Raw genomic sequence first — 22,653 nt, forward strand, 5'->3', positions numbered from 1 at the left:
TATTACATGTCAGAATTCATTAGGCCCCAGGTTCAGGTCGAGGAAATCAACGATACGTGTGCCCGCGTATCCGTCGAGCCGCTTGAGCGCGGCTATGGCGATACGCTCGGCAACTCGCTTCGTCGCGTGCTGCTGTCCTCTCTCGAGGGCGCAGCCGTCGAGGCGATTCAGATCGATGGCGCTCAGCATGAGTTCATGTCGATCGATAACATGGTCGAGGATGTCACCGACATTGTCCTGAACGTTAAGGGCCTGGTGTTCCATTCGCTCGGTACCACGGATGAGGCTACCGCGACCATCTCGGTCGACGGTCCGTGCGAGGTTACCGGTGCGGACTTCTTCATCCCGTCGGAGTTCGAGCTCGTGAACCCCGAGCAGCACATTGCAACCCTCACCGAGGGCGGACACCTCACCATGAGCATGCGCATCGGCTACGGTCGCGGCTATGTTTCTTACGAGGCCAACAAGCGTGACAACGATCCCATCGGCGTCATTCACGTTGACTCCTTGTATTCGCCGGTCCGTCGTTGCGCCAAGCTCGTCGAGGCTTGCCGCGTTGGCCAGCACACCGACTACGATCGCCTTGTTCTCGAGATCGAGACCAACGGCGCCGTTGCTCCGCGTGAGGCTGTTGTTCAGGCCGCCAATATCATCAACCAGCATATGGCTGCCTTCATGAACCTTGCCGACGCCCCCGAGGAAGAGGAGGAGATTTCGATCTTCGCTCCCGAGCAGGCAAACGATAACGCCGAGCTCGACAAGCAGATCGAGGATCTCGACCTTTCGGTGCGCTCCTACAACTGCCTGAAGCGTGCGAGCATCCACTCTGTGCGCCAGCTTGTGGAGTTCTCCGAGAACGATCTGCTGAACATCCGCAACTTCGGTGTGAAGTCGATCGAGGAAGTCAAGGACAAGCTTGAGTCCATGGGCCTGAGCCTGAAGGCTTAAGGGACCGTGTTTTAGAGGAGAACCAGACCATGCGTCACAACAAGAAGAAGGGCCTGAAGCTCGGTACTGATACGAGCCATACCAAGGCCATGAAGAAGAGCCTTGCCAAGGCGCTCTTCGAGAACGACCGCATCAAGACCACCGAGACCCGTGCTAAGGCGCTGCGCAGCGTCGTCGAGCCCATCATCACCTGGGCCAAGAAGGGTGACCTGCACTCTCGTCGTCTCGCTATCGCCAAGCTGGGCGATAAGAACCTCGTGGCCGAGATCTTCGATAAGGCCGCTCAGGGCATGTGGGCCGACCGCAACGGCGGTTACACCCGCATCATGAAGCTCGGCACCCGCAAGGGCGACAATGCCGAGATGGTCATCATCGAGCTCGTCACCGAGCCGGTCGTCAAGAAGGCCCCCAAGAAGGCCGCTGCTCCCAAGAAGGTTGCCGAGAAGGTCGAGGCTGCCGAGGAGACCGCCGAGGTTGAGGCTTCTGCCGAGGAGACCGCTGAGTAACATCAGCCGTATGGCGATATTGCTTAAGGTATATGAGGGGTGCTGAGAGGCGCCCCTCTTTTTGTATTTATGCAAAGTGCACTTTGGACGATAGTGCGGATTGGAACGATTGGGGGAGGGCGAACAATGATTGAGGTTTCCGGGGTCTCGGCATGCTATATCTCCGCTGATACGGGTGGGGACATTTGCGATCTCATCACTTCTCAATACGCCCTCAACGGCGTCTCCTGCTCGTTTTCGCCCGGCGAAGTCGTTAGTCTGGCCGGCTTGAACGGCTCTGGCAAGTCCACGCTGTCTCGCTTACTTTGCGCTATGCGCTTGGCTGACGCGGGCTCTGTTGTTGTCGATGGAGTTGATCCCGCAAAAAGCGAGCATGATCGCCTGGCCGTCCGCAAGGCCGTGGGTTTTGTCCAGCAAGATCCTGCCGATCAGATTGTTTCAACGCTCGTGTTTGATGAAGTTGCTTTTGGCCCCCGCAATCTTGGCTTGGACGAGGATGACGCATGCGAGCGCGTTCGTGCCTCGCTTGCCGCCGTGGGCCTCGACGGATTTGAAAAGCGCGATGTGAGCGGGTTGTCCGGCGGCGAGCAACAGCGTCTGGCGCTTGCCGGCGTATTGGCGATGGATCCGGCGTATTTGGTTCTCGATGAGGCGACATCTCATTTGGATAGCGCCGCCCGCCCCGCTTTCCGCGCACTGGTGGACGATCTCGCCCATAAGCGAGGTCTTGGAATCGTCCAGGTAACCCATGACCCGGTTGAACTACTGGCATCCGATCGCGTGATGGTGCTCGATGCTGGCCGCCTTATATGGCAGGGCTCGCCCGAGGCCCTTCTTATAGGGAAGCACGACCTATGGGATTCCCTCACGCTGCAATCGATGTATGTCTCAGCCGTTCAGATGGCCCTAGAAGGCGGTGCATTCTTATCTAGCATTCGCAGTCCACATATGTTGGCCACGTGGCTTATAACGCCGTCTGGTAGCTTTGTACGTTCCCGCATTGCAAATGACGGACGCTTCTCCTCCTATGGACAAAATGAGCTTGATGCCCAAAGCGCGACGAGCCGTCAGAATGGACGCGGCGGTATAGAGGTCCGCGACGTCTCGTTTGCCTATGATGACGCGCGCCCGGTTCTTCGGAGCGTGTCGCTTCGCGCCAAACCCGGCAGGCTCATGTTGCTTGCGGGTCGCTCGGGTTCCGGAAAGTCGACGCTTGCCATGTTGCTTGCCGGCCTTTCGCGACCAGACGCCGGGGAGATCTTTATCGACGGGCTGGCGGCGCATCCCGCGCGCTGCGGTCTTGCGTTCCAGCGCCCCGAGAACCAGTTGTTCTTGCAAACCGTGCGCGAAGAGATCGCTTTCGCGCCCCGCAACGCCGGAGTGGGGGCGGGGGAGCTTGATGGGCGCGTGCGCGAGATCGCCGCCCGTGTTGGCTTGGACGAGGAACTGCTCGACCGCTCACCCTTTGAGCTTTCCGGGGGGCAGGCCCGCCGCGTCGGCTTGGCGTGCGTGCTCTCGCTTGGTGCCCCCGCGTATGTGCTCGATGAGCCCACGGCGGGTTTGGACGCGCCGGGGCGTCGAGATTTGCACCGGCTTGTGAGGGAGCTTGCAGCTGAGGGGTCAGCGGTTGTGCTGATCAGCCATGATTTGGACGAGTGGCTTTGCGAGGTGGACGACGTCGCGCTGATGGCAGGCGGTCGCATCGCGTGGTCGGGGCCTGCGGGCGAGCTGTGGGAAAGTCCGGGGATTTATCGTTCGGCTGGAATAGAGCCACCGGATAGCGCGATGCTGCTCGAAGCGCTTTGGGCTGCCGGCGCGCAACGTTCGGTGGATGCAAAACGGGTTGACGGGGGAATGGGGGTGTTCGATGGCGAGCATGAATAAACCCCTGGGGTCTTTTGTGGCTGCGGACACGCCGCTTGCCCGCGTCGATGCGCGCGTCAAGTTGCTTTTGCTGCTTGCGCTTACCGTATTGGTTTTTGCAGCGGACAAGCTATGGGCCATCGCGTGTATCTACGCCTTTTTGGCCCTTGTTATGCGTCTATCGCGTATGAGTCCGCGCGCGATAGCGTCCACGGCTAAACCGGTCTCGGTAATCCTGGCGTTTACGCTGATGGCGAACCTGGTGTCATGCGATGGCACGGGTGCCGTGGCGTTGGCTGGGCCGGTGTCGCTTGACCCCGCGGGCGGCGTACGCGGGCTTTTGGCGGTCCTTCGCATTGTTGCCCTGCTGGGCTTTTCGCTGTGCGTCTCGGCATCTACCACGCCGCCGCAGCTTAGCGACGCCTGCATCCGGCTCATGTCGCCGCTTACGCACCTGGGCGTGCCCGTGGCGGATATAGGCTCGGTGTTGTCGCTGGCGCTGCGCTTCATCTCTGTTGTGGGCGAGGAGTTTCAGCGCATCCAGCTGGCTCAGCGCGCCCGCGGCGTCGAGTTTGACCAAGGGACCCTGCGCCATCGCATCAGCGTGTGGACGTCTGTGTTCACGCCGTTGATTGTGGGGCTGTTTAGGCGCGCGGACCGCCTGGCGGAGTCCATGGCCGCCCGATGCTATGCTGAGGGTTCCACGGCCGCTCCTCGTCCCGCCCCGCTTGCCGCGCGCGATCGCGCCATCTTGATGGGCGGGCTGGCATCCATGTTGGCGCTGGGCGCCGCGAGCCTGCTTCTCTAGCGTCGCGGGCTGCGTGCCGTAACGCGCGCCGCGCCCCGCGCGGGGGCATGCGAAGCCCATACGCGCGGCCAACCTTGTAGTATTCTCGTCCAAAACGCGAACGCCCATACGGGCGGCATCGCTTGAGCTTTGGAGCTGTTGATATGACGCAGACACCCATTACCCAGTACCCCGAGCGCGAGGTTTTGGATGGAACCATCGTGCTGTGCGTGGGCTATGACGGCGCGCGCTTTAGCGGGTATGCCGAGCAACCCGGACAGCTGACCGTGGCGGGCGAGATCCGTCGTGCCCTGCAGGTCTTTTTGCGCCGCGACGTGGAGCTGACGTGCGCGGGCCGTACCGACGCCGGGGTTCATGCCATATCCCAGTACGTGAGCTTTCCTGCCTATGAGAGCGAGCTTGAGATTTTGCGAAAGCGCTGGATGAGGGCCATGGCGGCGCTGCTTCCCTCGGACATCTCGCTTAACCAGGTCTATCATGCCTCGCCCGGCTTTTCCGCGCGCTTCGATGCCCGCGCCCGCACCTATACGTACCGCATCGCCACGGGCGAGTCCAAGCCCTTGTTGACGCGAAACTATTGCTGGTGGCATCGCATGCCCCTGGACGTGGGTGCTATGGAGCGCGCGGCGGCGTGCTTGGTGGGCGAGCATGACTTTAAGAGTTTTTGCAAGGTGGCGTCTGCCGTGGGCAAGCCCACGTGCCGTTTTGTGCGCGAGGTATCGTTTGCAAGCGAGCGTCAGCTGGGTGAGGAACTGATTGCGTTCACCATTACGGGCAACGCGTTTCTGCACTCCATGGTTCGCACCATTGTGGGCAGCCTGGTGGAGGTTGGATCGGGTCGCAGGGACGAGGAATGGCTTGCGCAGGCGCTGGCTGCATGCGACCGCCTTGCCGCCGGTCCCACCGCTCCTGCCCAGGGATTATGCTTTATGAACGTCGAGTATGATGACGGCGTGCTGCTGCCCTGCCCCGTTGCATAGGAATCCGGGACGTTGCCGAGTTCTGCGCGCCTGCGCTGGGTTGCGCCCGCATCCGCTCGCCCGCATTCGCTCGCGGGCGCTTCGCATGGCACGGGGCGTGCTTTAAGCGACGCCTGTTTACCGGCATGAGACGAATTATGGTGCATGGGTGTTGAGCCTCTGTACTTGCCGTGCACGGGAGAGTTCATGATAAAGGGACGCGCACGCTGAGATACCATGACCAAAGACATCAAATGCTCAGTCTCTAACGGAGGAATATCCTTGGTTCGTCGTGCTCCAAAGCGTCCCTGCGTCTCGGTGGTTCTTGCGGCCCATAATGCCGGAGAGCACCTAACGCGCGCTATAGAGAGCGTACTTAACCAGGACTACGAAGACCTTGAGCTTATTGTTGCCAACTGCGCTTCGAGCGATAGGACCGCATCGGTGTGCGAACGTTTTGTTGACCGTGATATACGCGTTGAAGCGGTCTCGGTGGACAACAATTCGATGTCGTGCGGCCGCGCCGCCGCATGCAGCGTCGCCCGCGGGCGCTATCTGCTGTTTGTGGGGCAGGACGATTGGCTGGGTGCGGGCTTTTTGGATGCGATGGTCGCCGTCGCGCGCGAGCATGATGCACAGATGGTGATCCCCGAGTTCTCCGTTGATACCGAGCAGGCAGATGGCAGCCGTGTATTTGCAACCCTGTCTCATGAGTCTTGTTTTTGGGATGGTGCGGAGGCGTTTCATCAGGGCGCCGCTCCTTTTGTAGAAAACGGCGTGTTGGCGTTTGCCGCGGGGAAGCTCTTTGCGCGCGAGTGCATAGAGGCCATGGCCGAGCTACCCGATATGTGCCATAACGAGGTCTCCTTTATGACCGGGTGCGTTCGAGACCTTGAGCGCGTCGCCGTGGTAGAGGGCGCCCGCTACCATTTGCTTCAGCCTTCCACCCCCGCGCACGCTGCTTTTGATCCGGGCATGTTCGCTCGCTGCCAAGAGGATTACCGCCGTCTGCGCGATCTTTATGAGTATTGGGGCTTGCTGGATGACGCCGCTGCCATGAGCGCCGTGCACCGCAGGTATCTTCGTGAGCTTATTCGCTGTATTGAGAACGTGTGCGCATCGAGCAACCGCCTTTCCGCTGCGGAGCGTCGAGATCGCGTGCAGGATATGTTGGATGCTGCGCCTACGCGCGAAGCAATCGAGGCCGTCAGGGAATCGAGCCACGAGTTTGGCATCATGTATGCGCCGATTGCCCGCCGCAGCGTCATGGCGTGTTTCATGGGCGCGCGTATCCAGGATATTGTGGGCAGGGCTCTGCTGCCGTTTGTGTCTTATGCTGAGGCGCGCCTATAGCGCTTGCGTCGAGTCGCTATATGCATGTTTGTGCATGCACCGCTCGTCCACAAGATAATCACTTATACAAATAGGTTGCAACTTCGGCCTACGGTTATGCACCGCCTACCGACATATCGCCAAATGATTGCCCACTTTAAGTCATCTTTGTAAAATGAATGGGATGAGGACTAATTCGTTTTAGTAATCGTTAAGCTTGAAACGATACACAAGCTAGGTGATCGGGGTGAAGCAAGATGGCTAAAAAGCGCAACGGGCGCCAAGACGCCATTCGCGATATTGTACGCAACAAGGATGTTCGCACCCAGCGCATGCTGGTAGACGAGCTGAAGGCGTGCGGATTTGATTGCACGCAGGCAACGGTGTCGCGCGATATCGCGGACATGGGTTTGCGCAAATTGCCCGAGGGCGTTTACGTGCTAGCAGAGGACCTTCACCTGCAGCGTATGGTCTCCGAATTGGTGACTGGCGTGCAGCGCACCGATAACCTGGTATTGGTTAAAGCGCAGCCCGGCACCGCGTCTGGCATTGCGGCTGCGGTCGACGCAGCGGAGCTGCCTGATGTGTTGGGTTCGTTGGCGGGTAATGATACGATTCTGGTAATCGCCCAGACCGCTGAGGATGGCGAGAAGTTCGAAAGCCTGATTACCAAGTTGAGGAGCGTACGCAAATAGTATGGTCGCCTTTGCACACATCGCAATGATTTCGCTGGTTATATTGCTGCCCATCGCCCTGGTGGCACTGTTGGTGGCGTATTGGATGAAGTCGCGCCGTTCGCGCGGGTAGCGAGGACCTTGCATCTCGCGATGCGGACGTCCCCGCGCGGGACTGAGGCAACGCAGAAGTTTAAGCCGGGTTGGGATTGTTCCTAGCCCGGCTTTTTGCGTGCGGCGCGGATTTGCGCGCGGTGTTGAATCCGGGCCGCATGGGCGGGGCGCCGTGTGCGGTTTTGTCCGTAGCTGCGGGCGTGGCCGTGTTTGAGGCGTAGACGCTGTTTTCGAGCTCCAGTTGGACTTCGCACTCTGCTGAAATCGGCCTCCGTTTCACTCCGCTTGCTATTAATGCGGTTCAGTTGGAGTTGCGTGGACTGCGGAATACAAAGAGTGTGGTTTCTACCTGCGCGTTCTCGTAAGAGATTGCATTAGCCTGCTGGGCGGAGTCCAACTGGACGTCATTTTCAGCATCTCCAAGTCCAACTGGACCTAAAAAGTAGCATGCGGGCGCGCACGGACCTCAATTTCAGCAGAGGGCGAAGTCCAACTGGAGCTCGAAAATCGCGTGATCATCGAATGCCTGCTAGCGAGGCGAAGAGAGGTCGAGTCTAGGCTTGTCGACGGTGCTGATGGTAGCGACGTCGATGTTGCCATGCGGCCGTACAAGTAGGGCCCCGCGCCGGCGTAGTAGGCGCCATGGCGTGGCGGCGAGCAAAGATAAAGAAAAAGGCCCGGGAAGCTCCGAGCCTTTTTGAGTCACCGTATGTATGCGTATTAATGCGGATTAGGATGTGGTGCCACCCGTGCCGCCGCCGGTCTCACCGCCACCGGAGGGAGGTGGAGTTTCGCCACCGCCCGTGTTGCCGCCACCGGTGCCGCCGCCGCCGGAAGGAGGTGTGGTCTCGCCGCCGCCCGTGTCGCCACCGCCGGTGTCGCCACCGCCAGTATTCCCTCCGCCGGTGTTGCCGCCACCGGTGTTACCACCGGTATTGCCACCAGTGTTGCCACCGGTGGTACCGCCTGTGTTTCCACCGGTTGATCCGCCCGTGTTGCCGCCGGTCTCGGTACCCTCGCCGGGAGTCTCGGTGCCCTCCTCGTCCTCTTTGTTCTCGTCCTCTTCTTCCTCATCTGGGTCCTTGTACTTGCCACCGGAGAAATCCCAGGACGAATTCGCCTTGTAATCGGGCGTGTCGCCCTCGGGGAACTCCTCGCGGGCCACGCCGGAGAGCGCCTGGGTCATAAACGCCTTGAAGATGGGCAGGGGAAGGTCTGCGGTGCCGTAGCCGGAGAACGAGGCATTGGTGCCGGAGCGCCCGGTCCAGATGGAGCAGACCAGCTCGGGGGTGTAGCCGACAAACCACAGGTCAGAGGTGCGGCTTGCAGTACCCGCCGTACCGGTTTTGCCCGCGACGGGCTGGTCGATGTTGGGACGGCCGTAGTAGCCGGTGCCGCCGCTGGACATAACGCCCTTAAGAACGTCCGTCACGGCCTCCGCCTCGCCGGTGGTCATGATCTGGTCCGGATCATCCTCATGCTGGTAGATCACCTTGCCGGTGCGGGACGTGATTTCGGTGATGGCAACCGCCTCGCGGTGGTAGCCGCCGTTTGCCAGCGCCGTGTAGGCCTCGGCCATCTCCAGCGGGGTGATGCTGGCGGTGCCCAGGGTGAGCGAGGGCACGTCCTGGAAGTTAGCGATCTCATCGGTGGTGTCGATGCCCATGGTGGCGCACATGTCGATGATCTTCTGGTTGCCAATAGCCTCTGCCACCTGCACGTAGGCGGTGTTGGAAGAGACCGCCGTGGCGGAGGCGAGGGTGCGCTCGCCGTAGTCGTGGTTGCCGTAGTTGCTGAACTCGGTGCCCCAGACCTTGAGGGGGGAGGAGCAGTTGAGCAGCACGTTGGGGCTCATGCCGGCTTTGATGGCGGCGGCAAGCGTGAAGGTTTTGAACGAGGAGCCCGTGGAGCGGCGCGACAGGGCGTGGTTCACGTGGTTCTCGTCCGCGTAATAATCCTTGCCGCCCACCATGGCCTTGATGTAGCCGGTCTTGGGGTCAACAACAACCATGCCCACCTGGAGCTCGTCGGCGCCTTCGGCGTTCATGCGCTCGACGGCGGTCTGCTCGGCCAGCGCCTGCAGGTTGGGGTCGATGGTGGTCTTTACGGTGAGGCCGCCCTTGAAGATCATGTCGGAGGAGAACTCCTCCTGCAGCAGCGACTTTACGTAATCGACAAAGTAGGGGTGGGCGAGCGTGCCGCTCTCGGGGATGCTGTTCACGTTGAGGGTGAGCGGCTCGGCCTGCGCGGCATCGCGCTCCTCCTCGGTGATCTTGCCGTTGGAGCACATGCGGTTCAAAACCGTGTTGCGGCGCTGGACGGCGTAGTCGGGGTTGACCGTGGGGTCGTAGCGCGACGGGGCGTTGGGCAGGCCCACAAGAAGCGCCGCCTCGGCCAGGGTGAGGTCCTTTGCGGACTTGCTCAGGTAGGTCTGCGCGGCGGTCTCGATGCCGTAGGCGCCATGGCCGTAGTAGATGGTGTTGAGGTACATCATCAGGATCTCTTCCTTTGAGTACACCTCTTCCATCTTGATGGCGATAAAGGCCTCGCGGACCTTGCGCTCGATGGTGTTGTCGAACTGCTCCTCTGAGAGGATGGTGTTGCGTACCAGCTGCTGGGTGATGGTGGACGCGCCCTCCGAGCCGCCGGTGAGCTGCACCATGACGGCGCGGGCGATGCCGATGAGGTCGACGCCGTTGTGCTCGTAGAAGCGCTCGTCCTCCGTGGCGACGGTGCCGTCAAGCACATACTGCGACACCTGGTCGATGGTCACGCTCTCGCGGTTCTGCACGTAGAGGGTCGCGATCTCGGTGCCGTTGGCATCGAGCACCGTGGTGGGCTCGCTTACCATGTACTGGTCCGGATCCGTGTAGTCTGGCAGGTCGGACAGCCAGCGGTTGATGTTTCCCAGCATGCCGACGCCAAAGGCGATGCCGGCGATGAACAGGAATCCAACCAGCGAGACGATGATGAGGGGAATGGCGTGTGTCTTTGAGCGTTGGCGCATGTGCCGCTCGCGAGAACCCATAGAAACCTCCAACCGGTTGCGCGGGGCGAAACCTCCCTGCGCGCGGGTACTTACCAAATGAACTACAAATAGATATAGATTAGCGCAAGTGCCAGGTGCGGGTCCGTTGTATCCTGTGGCTGCTACAAACAACAGACGCGCTGCATACGCCGTGCAAGGGGGAGGTTCGCGCACCACATGGCCTCATCGTCCACACCTATACGCTACCGCGCGCCGGAGCTGCTGGCGCCCGCCGGCACGCTCGACGCCTTTCTCGCCGCGCTGGATGCCGGCGCCGACGCTGTCTACACCGGTGCCGGCGCCTTCAACGCCCGTGCCGCGGCAGATGACTTGACCTGCGAGGAGCTTGCCTGGGCGTGCGAGGTTGCGCACGGGATGGGCGCGCGGGTCTACGTGACCATGAACATCTTTGTTCGCGACGATGAGCTGGGGGAGTGCGTCGCCCTTGCCCGCCGCGTGCTCGACGCCGGTGCCGATGCCTTGATTGTGGCTGATTTAGGATTGTGCCGCCGCCTGCGCAGGGAGGTGCCGGACGTCGAGATCCATCTGTCGACCCAAGCGGGCGTGCATGCCGCCGCGGGCGCCGTGCTGGCCGCAGAGCAGCTGGGGGCGTCGCGCGTGACGTGCGGTCGCGAGCTTACGGTGGACGAGATTGGGGCCATGGCGGCGACGGGCGTCGAGATCGAGGCGTTTTGCCACGGCGCCATCTGCATTTGCTATGCGGGGGCGTGTTCGTTTTCCGCGCGCCGGCGGGGCCGCTCGGCCAATCGCGGTGATTGCACCCAGCCCTGCCGCGTGCCCTACCGGCTGGTAGACGGTGAGGGCCGGCGCGTGGATGCGCGCGACGGCGACCTGTTGCTGTGCCCATGCGACTACCTGTCTGCCGGGCATTTGGACGAGCTGGTCCGCTCGGGCGTCGGGGCCCTCAAGATCGAGGGGCGCATGAAGAATCCGGATTACGTCTACAACGTGGTCTCGTGCTACCGTGAGGCGCTGGATGCCGCGGTGGCGCGCGTGAACGCCGCGGAGAGCGGCCCCGGCGCGACGGATGCGACGGATGCCGCCGTCGGCGATGCCGGGAGCGACGCTGCCGACGCGACCGCGAAGGTCGTCAGACGCTTGGCGCGCTCCTTTAACCGCGGGTTCACCGACGGCTATTTGACGGGAAGGGCCGGGGCGAACCTTATGAGTTGGGAGCGCTCTTGCAACCAGGGCGTGCGCGTGGGCAGGGTCATAGACCGCCGGCATGAGGAGGTGCTGGTGGCATTTGAAGACGCGGTCGACGCCGGCGACACGCTGGAGGTGCGCTTTATACCAGGGCCCAACACCGCCAAGGATGCGCCCAAGCGCTGGCCCATGGTGCCCGCCCCGGTTGATGCCGCAGACGGCGATAGCGTGTGGGTTCGCTGCAAGCGCAAGGTCGAGGTGGGCGCTCAGGTCAACCTTGTCCGCAGCGAGCGCTTGATAGAGGTAGCGCGCGAAAGGGTGGTCGCCCTGCGCGCCGCCGGTCCGGACCCTGCCTCTGGACGCGATGACGCCGCGGGCCATCGCGCCGCCGAGCGGTCCTTGTCCAAGAACCAGGGGGCGAGCATGCGAGGGGAGGCGGGCGACGCGGCCTGCGACGCTGCGGCCTGCGACGCCGCGGCGGTGCGAGCCGTCTGCATTGTCGACGACCCCCAAGCGGCGTCCGACCTGCTCGATGGATGTTATCCAGACGCCCTTTTAAGCTGTTGCCCGCAGGTGTTGGACGTGGTGCCGGCGGTGTTTGAGCACCGGCTGCTGGAGGCTGATGCCGACGCATGGGCGCCACTTGTGCCGGCGCTGGGCGTGGTGTTGGACGAGGTGTCGCGTGAAGGCGATGCCCGGCGTCAGCGCGACCTGTGCCGCAGGGCCGCGTTTACGGTGTGCCGCAACCTGACGCAGGTCGCCTACACGCGCGAAGCTGGATGCGCCTTTGAGGTGGCCTCTCCCGTGACCGCCGCCAACGGCGAGACGGTGCGAGAGCTGTCCCGTCTTGGCGCGCGGTGCGTATGGCTTCCCGAGGAGATGGGGGAGGAGCGCATTGAGGAGATCTCGCGGACCCTTTCCGGTGGGGTCCACCTCGCCGTGTGGGCGCACGGAGAGGCGCGCCTGATGGTGTGCGAGCACTGCGTGCTCACCGCCGAGGGCCCGTGCTCCGGGGACTGCCCGACCTGCCCGCGGCGCCTGGCGCCGCGCCTTTTGGTGGAGCGCGACGGATCGAGGCTTCCGGTGGCGGTGGACGCCCTGGGCAGGACGCGCATCTTCGACGAGGCGCCGCTCGACCGCGCCCGCGACGTCCCCGGATTGCTCGCGGCAGGGGTGGCGGGGCTGGTGTATGACTTCACCGGGCTTCGCTCTCGCGTCGAGCCATGCGCAAAAGAGGGATGAGTTAAGAATCTTTGGAAAGCTCACCCGCATAATTCGCGGCGTGGGCTACACTAAACAAATTGTGTATTCAAGCACCGCCGCGGGGCGCGAATCCCCTTTGGCGAGTATGCCGGGCGAGGGTGCTATTCGATTTAGCAGGAGGACAGAGTCTTGTTGCCAGTTGACGAGCAGATGCGAATCATCACCTCCGGCACGGCGAAGATCGTGCCCGAGGCCGACCTCAAGAAGAAGCTTGAGAAGGGCGAGCCCCTGAACATCAAGCTGGGCGTCGACCCCACCAGCCCGGACCTGCACCTGGGCCACGCCGTGCCGCTGCGCAAGATGCGCCAGTTCCAGGACCTGGGCCATCGCGTGACCCTGATCATCGGCAACGGCACCGCCACCATCGGCGATCCGTCCGGCAAGAACACTACCCGTCCGCAGCTTTCCCAGGAGCAGGTCGAGGCCAACGCGGAGACCTACGTCGCCCAGGCCATGAAGATCCTGGACCCCGAGAAGACCACCATCGTCCATAACGGCGACTGGATGTTCCCCATGGGCCTGAAGGAGCTGCTGGCCGTCGCGAGCAAGTTCACCGTCGCCCGCATCCTGGAGCGCGACGACTTCACCAAGCGCTACCAGTCCCAGACACCCATCGCCCTGCATGAGTTCCTCTACCCCGTGATGCAGGCTTATGACTCCGTCATGATCAACGCCGACGTGGAGATGGGCGGTACCGACCAGCTCTTCAACCTGCTTGCCGGTCGCGAGCTCATGGAGAAGACGGGTATGGAGCCCCAGGTCGCGCTCACCATGCCGCTGCTCGAGGGCACCGATGGCGTCCGTAAGATGTCCAAGTCCTACGGCAACTACATCGGTCTGACCGATGCGCCTGCCGACATGTTTGGCAAGACCATGTCCATCCCGGACGAGATGATCGCCAAGTACTATCGCCTGGCTTCCTCCAAGTCCCTCGACGAGGTCGAGGCGATCGAGGCTTCCCTGGCGGACGGCACCGGCGATCCCTACCAGCTCAAGCGCGCCCTCGCCCGCGACCTCATCACCACCTACCACTCCGCCGAGGACGCCGTGGCGGCAGAGGCTGAGTTCGACCGCGTCTTCAAGGAGAACCAGCTTCCCGAGGATATCGCCGAGGTCTCCCTTGACCTCACCCCCGGCGAGGACGGCACCGTGTACCTTGCCGGTCTTTTGAAGGATGCGGGTCTAGCGCCTTCTGCCGGCGAGGCCCGTCGCCTGATCGACGGCGGTGGCGTCAAGATCGACGGCGAGGCCGTGGCTCCCAAGAGCTATAACATCGATCCCGCATGCCTGAAGAGCGGCGTGGTGCTCCAGGTTGGCAAGCGCAAGTTCGCCCGTTTGGCCTAAAAGCCCCCGTGCCCGCGCGGCATAGAGCGTAGATAAGCCGGCGATCGGTTCCCGTAAGGGGGCCGGTTGCCGGCTTTATTCATGTATCGGTCTGTATTGTGCGGTTTTATACATGGGTTTTGGAGCGTTGGAAACCGTCCTCCTTCGGGTTGGTCAATAAGTGCCACGAGGCGGGTAAGTTTCCGCTTGTCAGGTGGCTTACAAGCCTGCCTTCGAGGCGGCTCGGTGCCGTTGCGGCGCATATGGACCGTCTTTGATCGAGTTTCTGTCTAAGATGCAATACAGGTGTCGCTAAACGGCAGCAGAAAAAGGCACTTCAGCGGTGGTAAGCGCGCTGGCGGGGCCCTTTCTGGCATGTATAAAGCAAAAAGTCCCCGCCTGAAGCGTTTCAATTGCCATACCGATCGGCCGCGGTATAAAAACGCCCCGGAAAAGAGTGAACTCCAGGGCGTTGCGAAATCCTTGCAAGGGCGCCATCCGCGTCCTAATGGAGCTGCGAACGGCGCGCGCCGCGATCGATGCGTTACAGCTGGCGCAAAAGCGCGGGCAGCTCCGCGAAGGTATCGATCACGGCATCGGCGCCCGCCGCGCGGAACACGGACGCGACGCGCTCGCGTGCGTCCGCCTGCTCGTCGGCGCCAAGCGCCTCGAACTCGTCGTGCGTCATCGCCATCTCAGAGGACCCCTCGATAACGCCGATAGAGATGCAGCCGGCGTTCTTGCCTTCGCGAATGTCTGAGACGGTGTCGCCCACCTTGGCAACGCGGCGCGCGTTGGTAACTCCCAGCGCCTCCATGTTGCGGAACATCATGTAGGGGTAGGGGCGGCCGTGGCCGTCCACGGCGTCCGGCGTGATGATGAAATCGGGCTCATACCCGGCCTCGCGCGCGGCGGGCACCACGATGGCCATCATCTTATCGTTGTAGCCCGTGGTCGAGCCAATGGAGATTCCCATCTCCCTAATCTGGGTGACGGCGTCTAGCACATGCGGCTTCGGCGCGGCGAAGTCGTGCAGGATCGATAACAGGCGCTGCTCATAGGGGCCGTAGAGAGCGTGCACGTCGTCCTCGCATGGGGCGGCGCCATGGACGCGCTCCCATTCGGCGGCGATGCGGTCCATTGCAAGCATGGTGCGGATGTGGTCGATCTTGAGCATGCCCATGGGCTCGCGCGTTTCCTCCATGGTGGGCTCCACGCCTGCCGCCTTGAAGGTCTCGATAAACGCTTGCACCGGGGCAAAGCACCCATAGTCCACCGTGGTTCCCGCCCAGTCAAAAATCACTGCCTCTACCATGTGTATCTCCTCATCAATCGTTGCGTCGTATCGGATGGCACGCGTTCCTACGCGCTGTGCTGCGCCAAGAAGTCGGCGAGCGCGTCGGTGACGTTCATGATGTCCTCTTCGTAAATCTCGCCGATGTTACCCATGCGGAACGTCTCCTCGTCCGTGAGCTTGCCGGGGTACAGCACGTAGCCGTGGTCCTTGATGTAGTCATACATCTCGGCAAAGCTAAACGTCGCGCCTTGCGGATAGTAGAACGTGGTGATGATGGGTCCCTGATGGTGGTCCAGGTACGCTTTGAAGCCCATGGCCTCCATGCGCCGGGCCAGCAGGCGCTGGTTGGCGGCGTAGCGCGCGGCGCGAGCGGGGATGCCGCCCTCCTCCTCGAGCTCTCGTAGGGCCTGTGCAAACGCCAGCACCACGTGGGTGGGCGAAGTGTAGCGCCACTTGCCGTCGCGCTCCATGGGGACCCACTGGTCGTAGAGGTCCATCGACAGGCTGCGCGCTTTGCCCGCGCTGGCCTCCAGCTTGTCGCGGCGGCAGATGATGAACGAGAATCCGGGCACGCCTTGAATGCCCTTGTTGGCGCTGGACACCAAGAAGTCGATGTGCCAGTCCTCCACGGGCATCTCCACGCAGGCGAAGCTGGACATGGCGTCGACAATAAAGGTGAGCCCGCGCTCATGACACAGCTCGCCAACCGGGGCGATGTCGTTCAGCAGGCCCGTGGTGGTCTCTGAGTGCACCATGCACACGTGGGTGATCGCCGGGTCTGCGTCCAGCATCTCGCGGATGCGCTCCACGTGCGGAATGTCGCTGTAGGGCTCGGAGTACACCGCATGCGGCACGCGGGCGTGGCGGCATACCTCCACCATGCGGTCGCCGTAGGCGCCGTTAGAGCAGATGAGCACCTTCTCGTCGTCGCCCACCACGCTGGTGAGGACGGCCTCGTCGCCAAACGTGCCGGAGCCCTGCATCAGCACGGCGGTATAGGTCTCAGGCGAGCAGTTGGCGATGCGCACCAGCTCGGCGCGGATCCACTGGGTGATCTGCTTGTAATCGTCGTCCCAGGTGCAGTGGTCAAACAGCATCTGCTCTTTAACGCTCATGGTGGTGGTCAGCGGTCCGGGGGTGAGAAGCTTGTAGGTTTTCATGCGCGGATTTCCTTTCTGTTTTCGCGTTTTTGTTTTTGCGTGCGTTCTGCGCGTTGTGAATGTGTCTGTGTTTTTGGACAAGGATTTATGCACGAGGCGTGGCTGCGCGGCTATTCCGCTGCGGCGCGTCGGCACCGCTCGGATACCTCTTTGTGTATTTCTAGCAGCGGGACGGTCAGGGCGTCGGGCCATTCCTTGGGGTTGGACGAGGAGTTCTCGCGGGGAGCCTCCCCTTGGTAGAGCGGCTTGGGGTAGGTGTTCATCAAGCGCTTGCGTCCGCTGTCGACTATCACGGCGGCGATCTCTTGCGCCAACGGGTTGACGCCTTCGTTATGGTCGACCACCGCTACGGATTCCGTCAGCGAGTAGGTGCCCTCCCGCGGCTCCACTACCTCGATGGGCAGGCCGCTCGCGCGATCGGATAGGGCTTGGTGGCGCAGGCCAAAGCCGATGGCCACCTCGCCGGCGCGCACGTTCTTGATGGGCGCGGAGCCGGATTGCGATAGGTAGGGCCCGGCGTTGCGGTAGATGCCCGTCAAGATCTCCGTGCCTTCCTCGTCCCCATAGGCGTCCATGATCGCCTGGATCATCAGCCAGCCGGTGGACGACCCGGAGATGTCGGGAACGGAAACCATGCCCCGGTAGACGGGGTCGGCAAGGTCCTTAAAGCTGCCGGGCACGGGCAGGCCCTCGCTTGCGAGCACCTGGGTGTTGTAGAAGATCGCGCCCTCCTGCGCCTGCACGGGCGCGCGCCAGGCGGGGGTGGCGGTGTCGAGCGGAGTGGACTGCACCTGCACGAGGTCGGCGAACATGTGGCTGTTGGCCTGGGCGCTATCGATGTAATAGGAGGACATGGTGATCACGTCCGCCTCGATGGCAGACCCTTCCGCCGCCAGTTTACCGCTTAGCTCGCTGGTGCCAAACGCTTGGATGATGTAGTCGCCGGCGTAGCCGTTTTTATCCAGCGCGGTCCTGTAGGCGTCCAGTGCCTCTTGGTCGGCGTTGGAGTAGATGATCACCTGGCTGCCCCCGGAGCCCGCGCTTGACGCAGCGCCGCCGCCCCCTGCCGGGCTGCCGCCTGCTGCAGCGCCGCCCACGCCTGCGCCGCCGGCGCCCGCGAAGACGCTGATCGCCAAGATGAGCGCCACGCCCGCCGCCGCAGCGGCAAGCCCGCGGTTGCTCACGCGGTCGGGATGCCCCAGCAGGCGAGCCGCCACGGTGACGTCGGAGCGGCCCGTGCCGCGCATCCGGATCGACTTGCGGGCGGTTCGCGCGCCGCTTGCCTGGGTAAGCAGCGCGGTTATACCCTTAACACCCAGGTTGAGCACCAGGATCGCAAGCGACAGCGCGAAGATGGAGTCGAAATCCGCCACGTGCTGCAGCGCGGAGATCTTGGTGGTGACCACCATGGTGCGGGCGCTGGTGAGAAACACCACGGCGGAGATGGTGACCATGGACGAGACAAAGTAGTAGCCAAACACCTGCAGCAGCGTGGGCCAGGCGTTGGGCGTGACCACGCGCAGGATGGTCTTGATCCAGGAGTCGCCCATAAGGCGCGCCGTGGTCTCCCAGCTGGCGTTCATCTTGGTAACGTTGTACTGTCCACCCACGGAGGTGGGGATGCCATAGTCGGTAAATGCCAGGAAGAACGACTGGATAAACGCCACGCACAAGGCGCCGGCCAGCGGCCTCACGATGGTGCGTGCAAAGGTCTGCGCGGGCGAGTCGCCCATGACGCGGCTCACGATGAGGTAGCGCTTATCGATGAAGCGAAAGCTGTTGTCGATCAGTAGAAACGCGGTGGGCAGCGTATAGATGACGTAGCCCATGAGCAGGCCGTTGAAGCCGTAGATGTCGAATGCCTGAAAGCCCAGGGCTCGGGTGAGCGGGCCCTGGCGTCCAAAGGTGTAGATGATGGCGAAGCCGTAGGTTATGGTGGGCAGCAGCATGGGCAGCTGGGCCAAAAGGCCGATGGCGCGTTTTAACGGCGCGGGCACGTTGGTGCAGTTGACCGTGTAGGAGAGCAAGAACGCAAGGCCCGTGGCGATCAACGCGGAGGCGCAGGAAACGGTGAGGCTGTTGGCTATGCTGGCGAGAAAATCCGGATCGGCGAAGGTGGCTGCGTAGTTGCCCAGCGAGGCGCCGCCGTCTGCCCCGGTAAGGGAGCGGATAAGGACCAGGGCTGCCGGCAGGGCTAGGAATGCGCAGAAGAACGCGGTCACCAAGACCAGGATCGCGCGAAGCTCCTTTTCGGACGAGAGGGAGGTGCCGCGGGCGAGGCGCCCGCGCAGCGAGGATTGCTGAATTGTCATGAGGGCCCTCCGTCTTATGCGACGTCCGCGGCGGCAAGGGGAGAGCGGGCGGCGGAAGGGCCGCCCTCGCCAAAGAGCGCGTAGATGTTGTCGCGCTTGATGGCGAGCTGGCGAAGGATAAAGTCGCAGATAAACTGGCTGGAAGGGCGCTGGATGATATCCTGCGGCGCGGCGAACTGGGCGATGCGGCCGTCCTTCAAGATGAGGACGCGGTCGCTCATGGTGAGCGCTTCTTCCGGGTCGTGCGTGACCATGATGGTGGTGAGGTTGTACTGCTCCACTATCTGCATGATCTTGCGCTTGATGGACTCCTTGATGACGCCGTCCAGCGCGGAGAGGGGTTCGTCCAGTAGCAGGACGCGCGGCTTGACCACCAGGGTGCGCGCCAGGGCGACGCGCTGCTTCTGCCCGCCGGAGAGCTGCGAGATGCGCTTATAGAGGTGCTCTTCCAAACCAAGCAGCGAGATCATCTCGGCCACTTCCTCGTCCGTGGAGACGCCGGGGTTGTTGCGAAGCCCATAGGTGATGTTGTCATAGGCGTTGAGGTTGGGGAATAGGGCGTAATCCTGAAAGACGATGTTGAAGCCGCGCTTCTCCATGGCGTGTGCGTGATGTCGTCGCCGTTCCACAAAATCTGGCCGTCCGTGGCGTCCGTGATGCCGAGCAAGATGTTGAGCAGCGTGGTCTTGCCGCCGCCGGACGGTCCCAGCACCGAGACGATCTGTCCGTCCTCGATGGCGAGGTTGATGTCGTCCAAGACGCGGTGGTCCGCATACGTCTTGCCGACATGCTTGAGTTCGAGCATAAAGCCCCCCCCTGGTCGATCGGCCTTCTAGCAGGCGCGCCGCGAGCGCATGGGTGCCCCGTGAGCGGGGGACCGGTGTATGGGTACGCGGGCGCGCGGGTGAGCGCGAAATAATTGCGAGCCATGGCCGTGGGAGGTCGCGTTTGCAGGGCCCCGGGTCTAGCTCGGGTCTGAGTTGCGGGAAACGCGGCAAGGCGATATCGATTATCGGAGCGGCGATTTATGGGACTGAAAGCCGTTTGTAAGGTATGGGCAAGGGATGGGGCCGTAACGTCACGCGTCTGCAAGGACGCTGCCGAGACGTAAGGATATCCGCGGGATTCTCGTCCTAAAACGCAAACGCCGGACGCCTCGCGCGCCAGATGGGTACCAGCAACGTATTGGGGCGCGCCGCCACCGGTGCTTCGATAAGCGCCGCCGGTTCGTCTGTATCCGCAAGAGACCCTACAAGGGGGAGTTCACATGATCAAGCTGATCGCGTCCGACATGGACGGCACGCTTTTGGACGAGAACGGCGAGGTGCCGCCGGAGACCTTCGACCTTATCCTAGCGCTGCGCGAGAAGGGGATCCATTTCGCCGCGTCGTCCGGTCGCCGCTACGACCGCCTGTGCCAGTTCTTCGCCCCGGTGAAGGACAAGATGGATTTTGTGGCATCCAACGGCGCGCAGGTCTACGTGGAGGGCCGGCAGGTGGGTCGCGAGGTCTACTCGCACCTGTCCATCAAGCGCCTTGCCCGCACGGTGGCGATGTTCGACAACATGCACTTGGCCCTGTTCGACCGCACCAAGTCCTACCTCATGGACGATGAGTGCAAGTTCGTGCGCGAGATCGACAAGGACCTGCCCAACGCCGAGCGCATCTGGGAGCTGCCGGACGCGGGCGTGAACATCATCAAGGCGTCGATTTTCTGCGATGACGGCAACGTGATGGACAACGCTTACGTGCTTACCCGCGAGCTGGGGGACGAGTTTGTGTTCGCGCCCTCGGGCAACGCGTGGATCGACGCCATGCAGCCGCATGTGAACAAGGCGACGGGCGTGGCCGAGTTGATGGATCACTACGGTATCGCCCGCGAGGAGGTCATGGCGTTTGGCGACTCCATGAACGATTACGAAGCCATCCGCTTTGTGGGCGTCGGCTGCGCCATGGCCAACGGTCGCCCCGCCCTGCGAGCCGTTGCCGACCGCGTGGTGGGCTACAACTACGAGCAGGCGGTGCAGCGGGAGATGCGCAAGCTGCTGGAGGCGGCGGAAGCGTAGCGGCGGCGTAGGTGGACGAGGATTCCTGCGAGAAGTCCTTTGTGCACGGAAGGGCCCGCCGGCCTTTATCACGGAAATGCGTTCGGTGCGCTTCGCGCGCCTCAGAGCATTTCCTTAGATAAAGGCCGGCGGGTCTGTTGCTGTGAAGGATGCGTCTCGCCTTGCCTGCCAGGTGGGTAGCGTGCGTATTCGCTGGCTAGCTTGTGGGTAGATACGTGCGCTCGCTGGTCGAGGTGTCTTCAAGCTTGATGCTTGTGATGCTGCTCACCTGCTCCGGGTCAACCAGCCCACTCATTACCAGTACATCTCCTGGTGCATCTGGATGGGAATCAACGCCTGACTGCACGTAGGTGTTGAAGATGCTGACGCCCTCCTCGTTGAGTAGCTCATCCTCCAGGATTGTCCACGATGACCCGTCGGAGAGGTTCAGCTTTAGCGATTCTCTGATTCCGTAATGGTCTTTGAGCCAGATGCTGAAGGGGCTTATATAGCAGGTATTGTCGCTTTGCTGATCGCGAAATTCACGCGTTTCCAATAGACCGCTTGGGGTGAAGACCTCGCTGTAGACCTTGCCTTCCTGCAGTTCGTTTAGATACCATTTCACACCGCTCATAACGGTGGCTGCTCCGGGGGTCTCGTCATCAGCTCGGTCTATGTCGTCAATGGGAGTGAAGTACATGGTGCCATCGAGATGGGTATCGCTAAGCGTTTCTTCGTCATAGAACGAGTACGTATTGAGGTCTACGCCGTTTGCGCACTCCATGTACATACCGCCCACGTAGCAGTCGTTCGATCCATCAAAGATAATTTCATTTGTAGACCCGTATTGCATGGCAAGGTGCAGGCCGTCTGGGTTGTCAAGGGAGAAGCGCACCACGCCGCAGCCGTTCTCATCCGCAATCATATCCCTAATGGTCATGGTATAGCCCCAGGCGTGCAGTTGTATGCCCACAGCCTCGACCTCATTCTCCATGTCTGATATGACGTCTTCCGCGGCTATCACGCGATATTCCTGCTTGCATGGGATCCTTTTCGAATCGTCTGCGCCTCCGATGGCATCCCAGGCGACTTGGCTGGATCCGTTGTCGCCGCGTGGCGCGAATGCCTTAGCGAAGAACTCCGAGTTCGAAACGGCGCTCACTGCGATGCCTCCCATAGCGGCGATCGCGATACCTATGGCTGCGACCACGGGGATGGAGCGTAGGGCCAACCGTCCGGGCTTGGGGACCCCGTGTCCGTGGCCCTTCTCCGCGCGTTCCCGCGACTCGGCGACCACGCGGTCATAGAGATCGTCCGATGCATGCAGCGTGTGCATGGCCTTGTCGATCTTGTTACTCCTCATGGCGATCATCCTCCAGATAATCGGCTTTTAGCTTGGCGCGCCCGCGTGGAAGGCGGGTTCTGGCAGTTGCCGGGGGAATCTTGAGTAACGCGGCGACCTCGTTGGTCGAAAATCTTCCGTAGTAATACAGGACCAAAGGCACGCGGTACTTTTCCGGTAGCGCCAGCAACGCGGCGAGCACTTCGCGGACCTCTTGCTTGTCAGGTATAGATAGCGTCCGCGCATGGTCGTCGATGTTTTCGATCCAGCGCCAAGACATGCGAAAGAGCGATTTGCAGCGGTTGATGGCGACGCGCGCCAGCCAGCGGCGGACGTGCTCATCGCTCTCAAAGGCGACGTCGCACCTCATGACTTGGACAAAGACGTCTTGCGTGACATCGTCCGCGTCCGCGGGGTTGCGCAGGTAGGTGTAGGCGATACGGTATACCAGGTCGCGGTAGCGACCCATGACGTCTTTCAGCTCTGTTGCGTCCATGATGGCGGGCCCTCCCT

At 62.1% G+C, this 22,653-nt stretch carries 16 protein-coding genes and 1 pseudogene; 10 read left to right on the forward strand and 7 right to left on the reverse strand.

Translation table 11 applies throughout. The features are described 5' to 3' along the window. Nucleotides 1-6 precede the first annotated feature (6 nt). The 7 genes from B3H65_RS07375 to B3H65_RS07405 all read left to right on the forward strand — a co-directional run bounded on the left by B3H65_RS07375 (nucleotide 7) and on the right by B3H65_RS07405 (nucleotide 7,111). Nucleotides 7-948 (forward strand): DNA-directed RNA polymerase subunit alpha, encoded by a 942-nt coding sequence (locus B3H65_RS07375; protein WP_009141481.1) that lies wholly within the window; start codon nucleotides 7-9, stop codon nucleotides 946-948. Between the two features lie 29 nt (nucleotides 949-977). Beyond that, on the forward strand, nucleotides 978-1,454 hold the full coding sequence (gene rplQ, locus B3H65_RS07380) for a 50S ribosomal protein L17 (RefSeq protein ID WP_270243094.1): 477 nt from the start codon (nucleotides 978-980) through the stop codon (nucleotides 1,452-1,454). A gap of 126 nt (nucleotides 1,455-1,580) precedes the next feature. Continuing rightward, the gene (locus B3H65_RS07385) at nucleotides 1,581-3,338 is read left to right on the forward strand and encodes an ABC transporter ATP-binding protein (protein ID WP_286684727.1); all 1,758 of its coding nucleotides are present in this window, start codon (nucleotides 1,581-1,583) and stop codon (nucleotides 3,336-3,338) included. Next, on the forward strand, nucleotides 3,322-4,125 hold the full coding sequence (locus B3H65_RS07390; protein WP_286684728.1) for an energy-coupling factor transporter transmembrane component T family protein: 804 nt from the start codon (nucleotides 3,322-3,324) through the stop codon (nucleotides 4,123-4,125). The genes B3H65_RS07385 and B3H65_RS07390 overlap by 17 nt, the downstream gene beginning before the upstream one ends. 143 nt (nucleotides 4,126-4,268) lie before the next feature. After that, on the forward strand, nucleotides 4,269-5,105 hold the full coding sequence (gene truA, locus B3H65_RS07395) for a tRNA pseudouridine(38-40) synthase TruA (RefSeq protein ID WP_009141485.1): 837 nt from the start codon (nucleotides 4,269-4,271) through the stop codon (nucleotides 5,103-5,105). Between the two features lie 261 nt (nucleotides 5,106-5,366). Continuing rightward, entirely contained in the window at nucleotides 5,367-6,437 is a 1,071-nt protein-coding gene (locus B3H65_RS07400; protein ID WP_286684729.1) for a glycosyltransferase family 2 protein, read from the forward strand. A 236-nt stretch (nucleotides 6,438-6,673) separates the two neighbouring features. Next, nucleotides 6,674-7,111: an arginine repressor gene (locus tag B3H65_RS07405; RefSeq protein WP_009141487.1), complete on the forward strand. Its 438-nt coding sequence runs from the start codon at nucleotides 6,674-6,676 to the stop codon at nucleotides 7,109-7,111. An 823-nt stretch (nucleotides 7,112-7,934) separates the two neighbouring features. Here B3H65_RS07405 and B3H65_RS07410 read toward each other — a convergent pair. Continuing rightward, on the reverse strand, nucleotides 7,935-10,232 hold the full coding sequence (locus B3H65_RS07410; protein WP_286684730.1) for a transglycosylase domain-containing protein: 2,298 nt from the start codon (nucleotides 10,230-10,232) through the stop codon (nucleotides 7,935-7,937). A gap of 177 nt (nucleotides 10,233-10,409) precedes the next feature. Between B3H65_RS07410 and B3H65_RS07415 the strand changes: the two genes are divergently transcribed. Further along, entirely contained in the window at nucleotides 10,410-12,641 is a 2,232-nt protein-coding gene (locus B3H65_RS07415) for a peptidase U32 family protein (RefSeq protein WP_286684731.1), read from the forward strand. A gap of 150 nt (nucleotides 12,642-12,791) precedes the next feature. Beyond that, nucleotides 12,792-14,006, forward strand: coding sequence for a tyrosine--tRNA ligase (tyrS, locus tag B3H65_RS07420; protein ID WP_181973336.1), 1,215 nt, complete (start codon nucleotides 12,792-12,794; stop codon nucleotides 14,004-14,006). A 523-nt stretch (nucleotides 14,007-14,529) separates the two neighbouring features. Here tyrS and phnX read toward each other — a convergent pair. The 4 genes and pseudogenes from phnX to B3H65_RS07440 form a co-directional block, all read right to left on the reverse strand. Next, nucleotides 14,530-15,300 carry a phosphonoacetaldehyde hydrolase gene (phnX, locus tag B3H65_RS07425; RefSeq protein ID WP_286684732.1) on the reverse strand — a complete coding sequence of 257 codons (771 nt, stop codon included), beginning with the start codon at nucleotides 15,298-15,300 and terminating at the stop codon, nucleotides 14,530-14,532. 47 nt (nucleotides 15,301-15,347) lie between these two features. Then, nucleotides 15,348-16,442, reverse strand: a complete 1,095-nt coding sequence (locus B3H65_RS07430; RefSeq protein ID WP_286684733.1) for a 2-aminoethylphosphonate--pyruvate transaminase — start codon at nucleotides 16,440-16,442, stop codon at nucleotides 15,348-15,350. 110 nt (nucleotides 16,443-16,552) lie between these two features. Continuing rightward, nucleotides 16,553-18,754: an ABC transporter substrate-binding protein gene (locus tag B3H65_RS07435; protein ID WP_286684734.1), complete on the reverse strand. Its 2,202-nt coding sequence runs from the start codon at nucleotides 18,752-18,754 to the stop codon at nucleotides 16,553-16,555. Nucleotides 18,755-18,768: 14 nt separating this feature from the next. After that, nucleotides 18,769-19,559 (reverse strand): annotated as a pseudogene (locus B3H65_RS07440) (ABC transporter ATP-binding protein). Nucleotides 19,560-20,021: 462 nt separating this feature from the next. Here B3H65_RS07440 and B3H65_RS07445 point away from each other — a divergent pair. Next, complete coding sequence (locus tag B3H65_RS07445; protein ID WP_286684736.1) at nucleotides 20,022-20,819, forward strand: HAD family hydrolase; 798 nt, start codon at nucleotides 20,022-20,024, stop codon at nucleotides 20,817-20,819. A 196-nt stretch (nucleotides 20,820-21,015) separates the two neighbouring features. On the opposite strand, the gene B3H65_RS07450 is transcribed toward B3H65_RS07445, so the two are convergent. Next, the gene (locus B3H65_RS07450) at nucleotides 21,016-22,161 is read right to left on the reverse strand and encodes a hypothetical protein (protein WP_286684737.1); all 1,146 of its coding nucleotides are present in this window, start codon (nucleotides 22,159-22,161) and stop codon (nucleotides 21,016-21,018) included. After that, nucleotides 22,151-22,636 (reverse strand): RNA polymerase sigma factor, encoded by a 486-nt coding sequence (locus B3H65_RS07455; RefSeq protein ID WP_286684738.1) that lies wholly within the window; start codon nucleotides 22,634-22,636, stop codon nucleotides 22,151-22,153. The genes B3H65_RS07450 and B3H65_RS07455 overlap by 11 nt, the downstream gene beginning before the upstream one ends. Between the last annotated feature and the right edge of the window lie 17 nt (nucleotides 22,637-22,653).

The organism is Collinsella sp. UBA1693, assembly GCF_002320115.1.
Classification (GTDB): Bacteria; Actinomycetota; Coriobacteriia; order Coriobacteriales; family Coriobacteriaceae; genus Collinsella; species Collinsella tanakaei.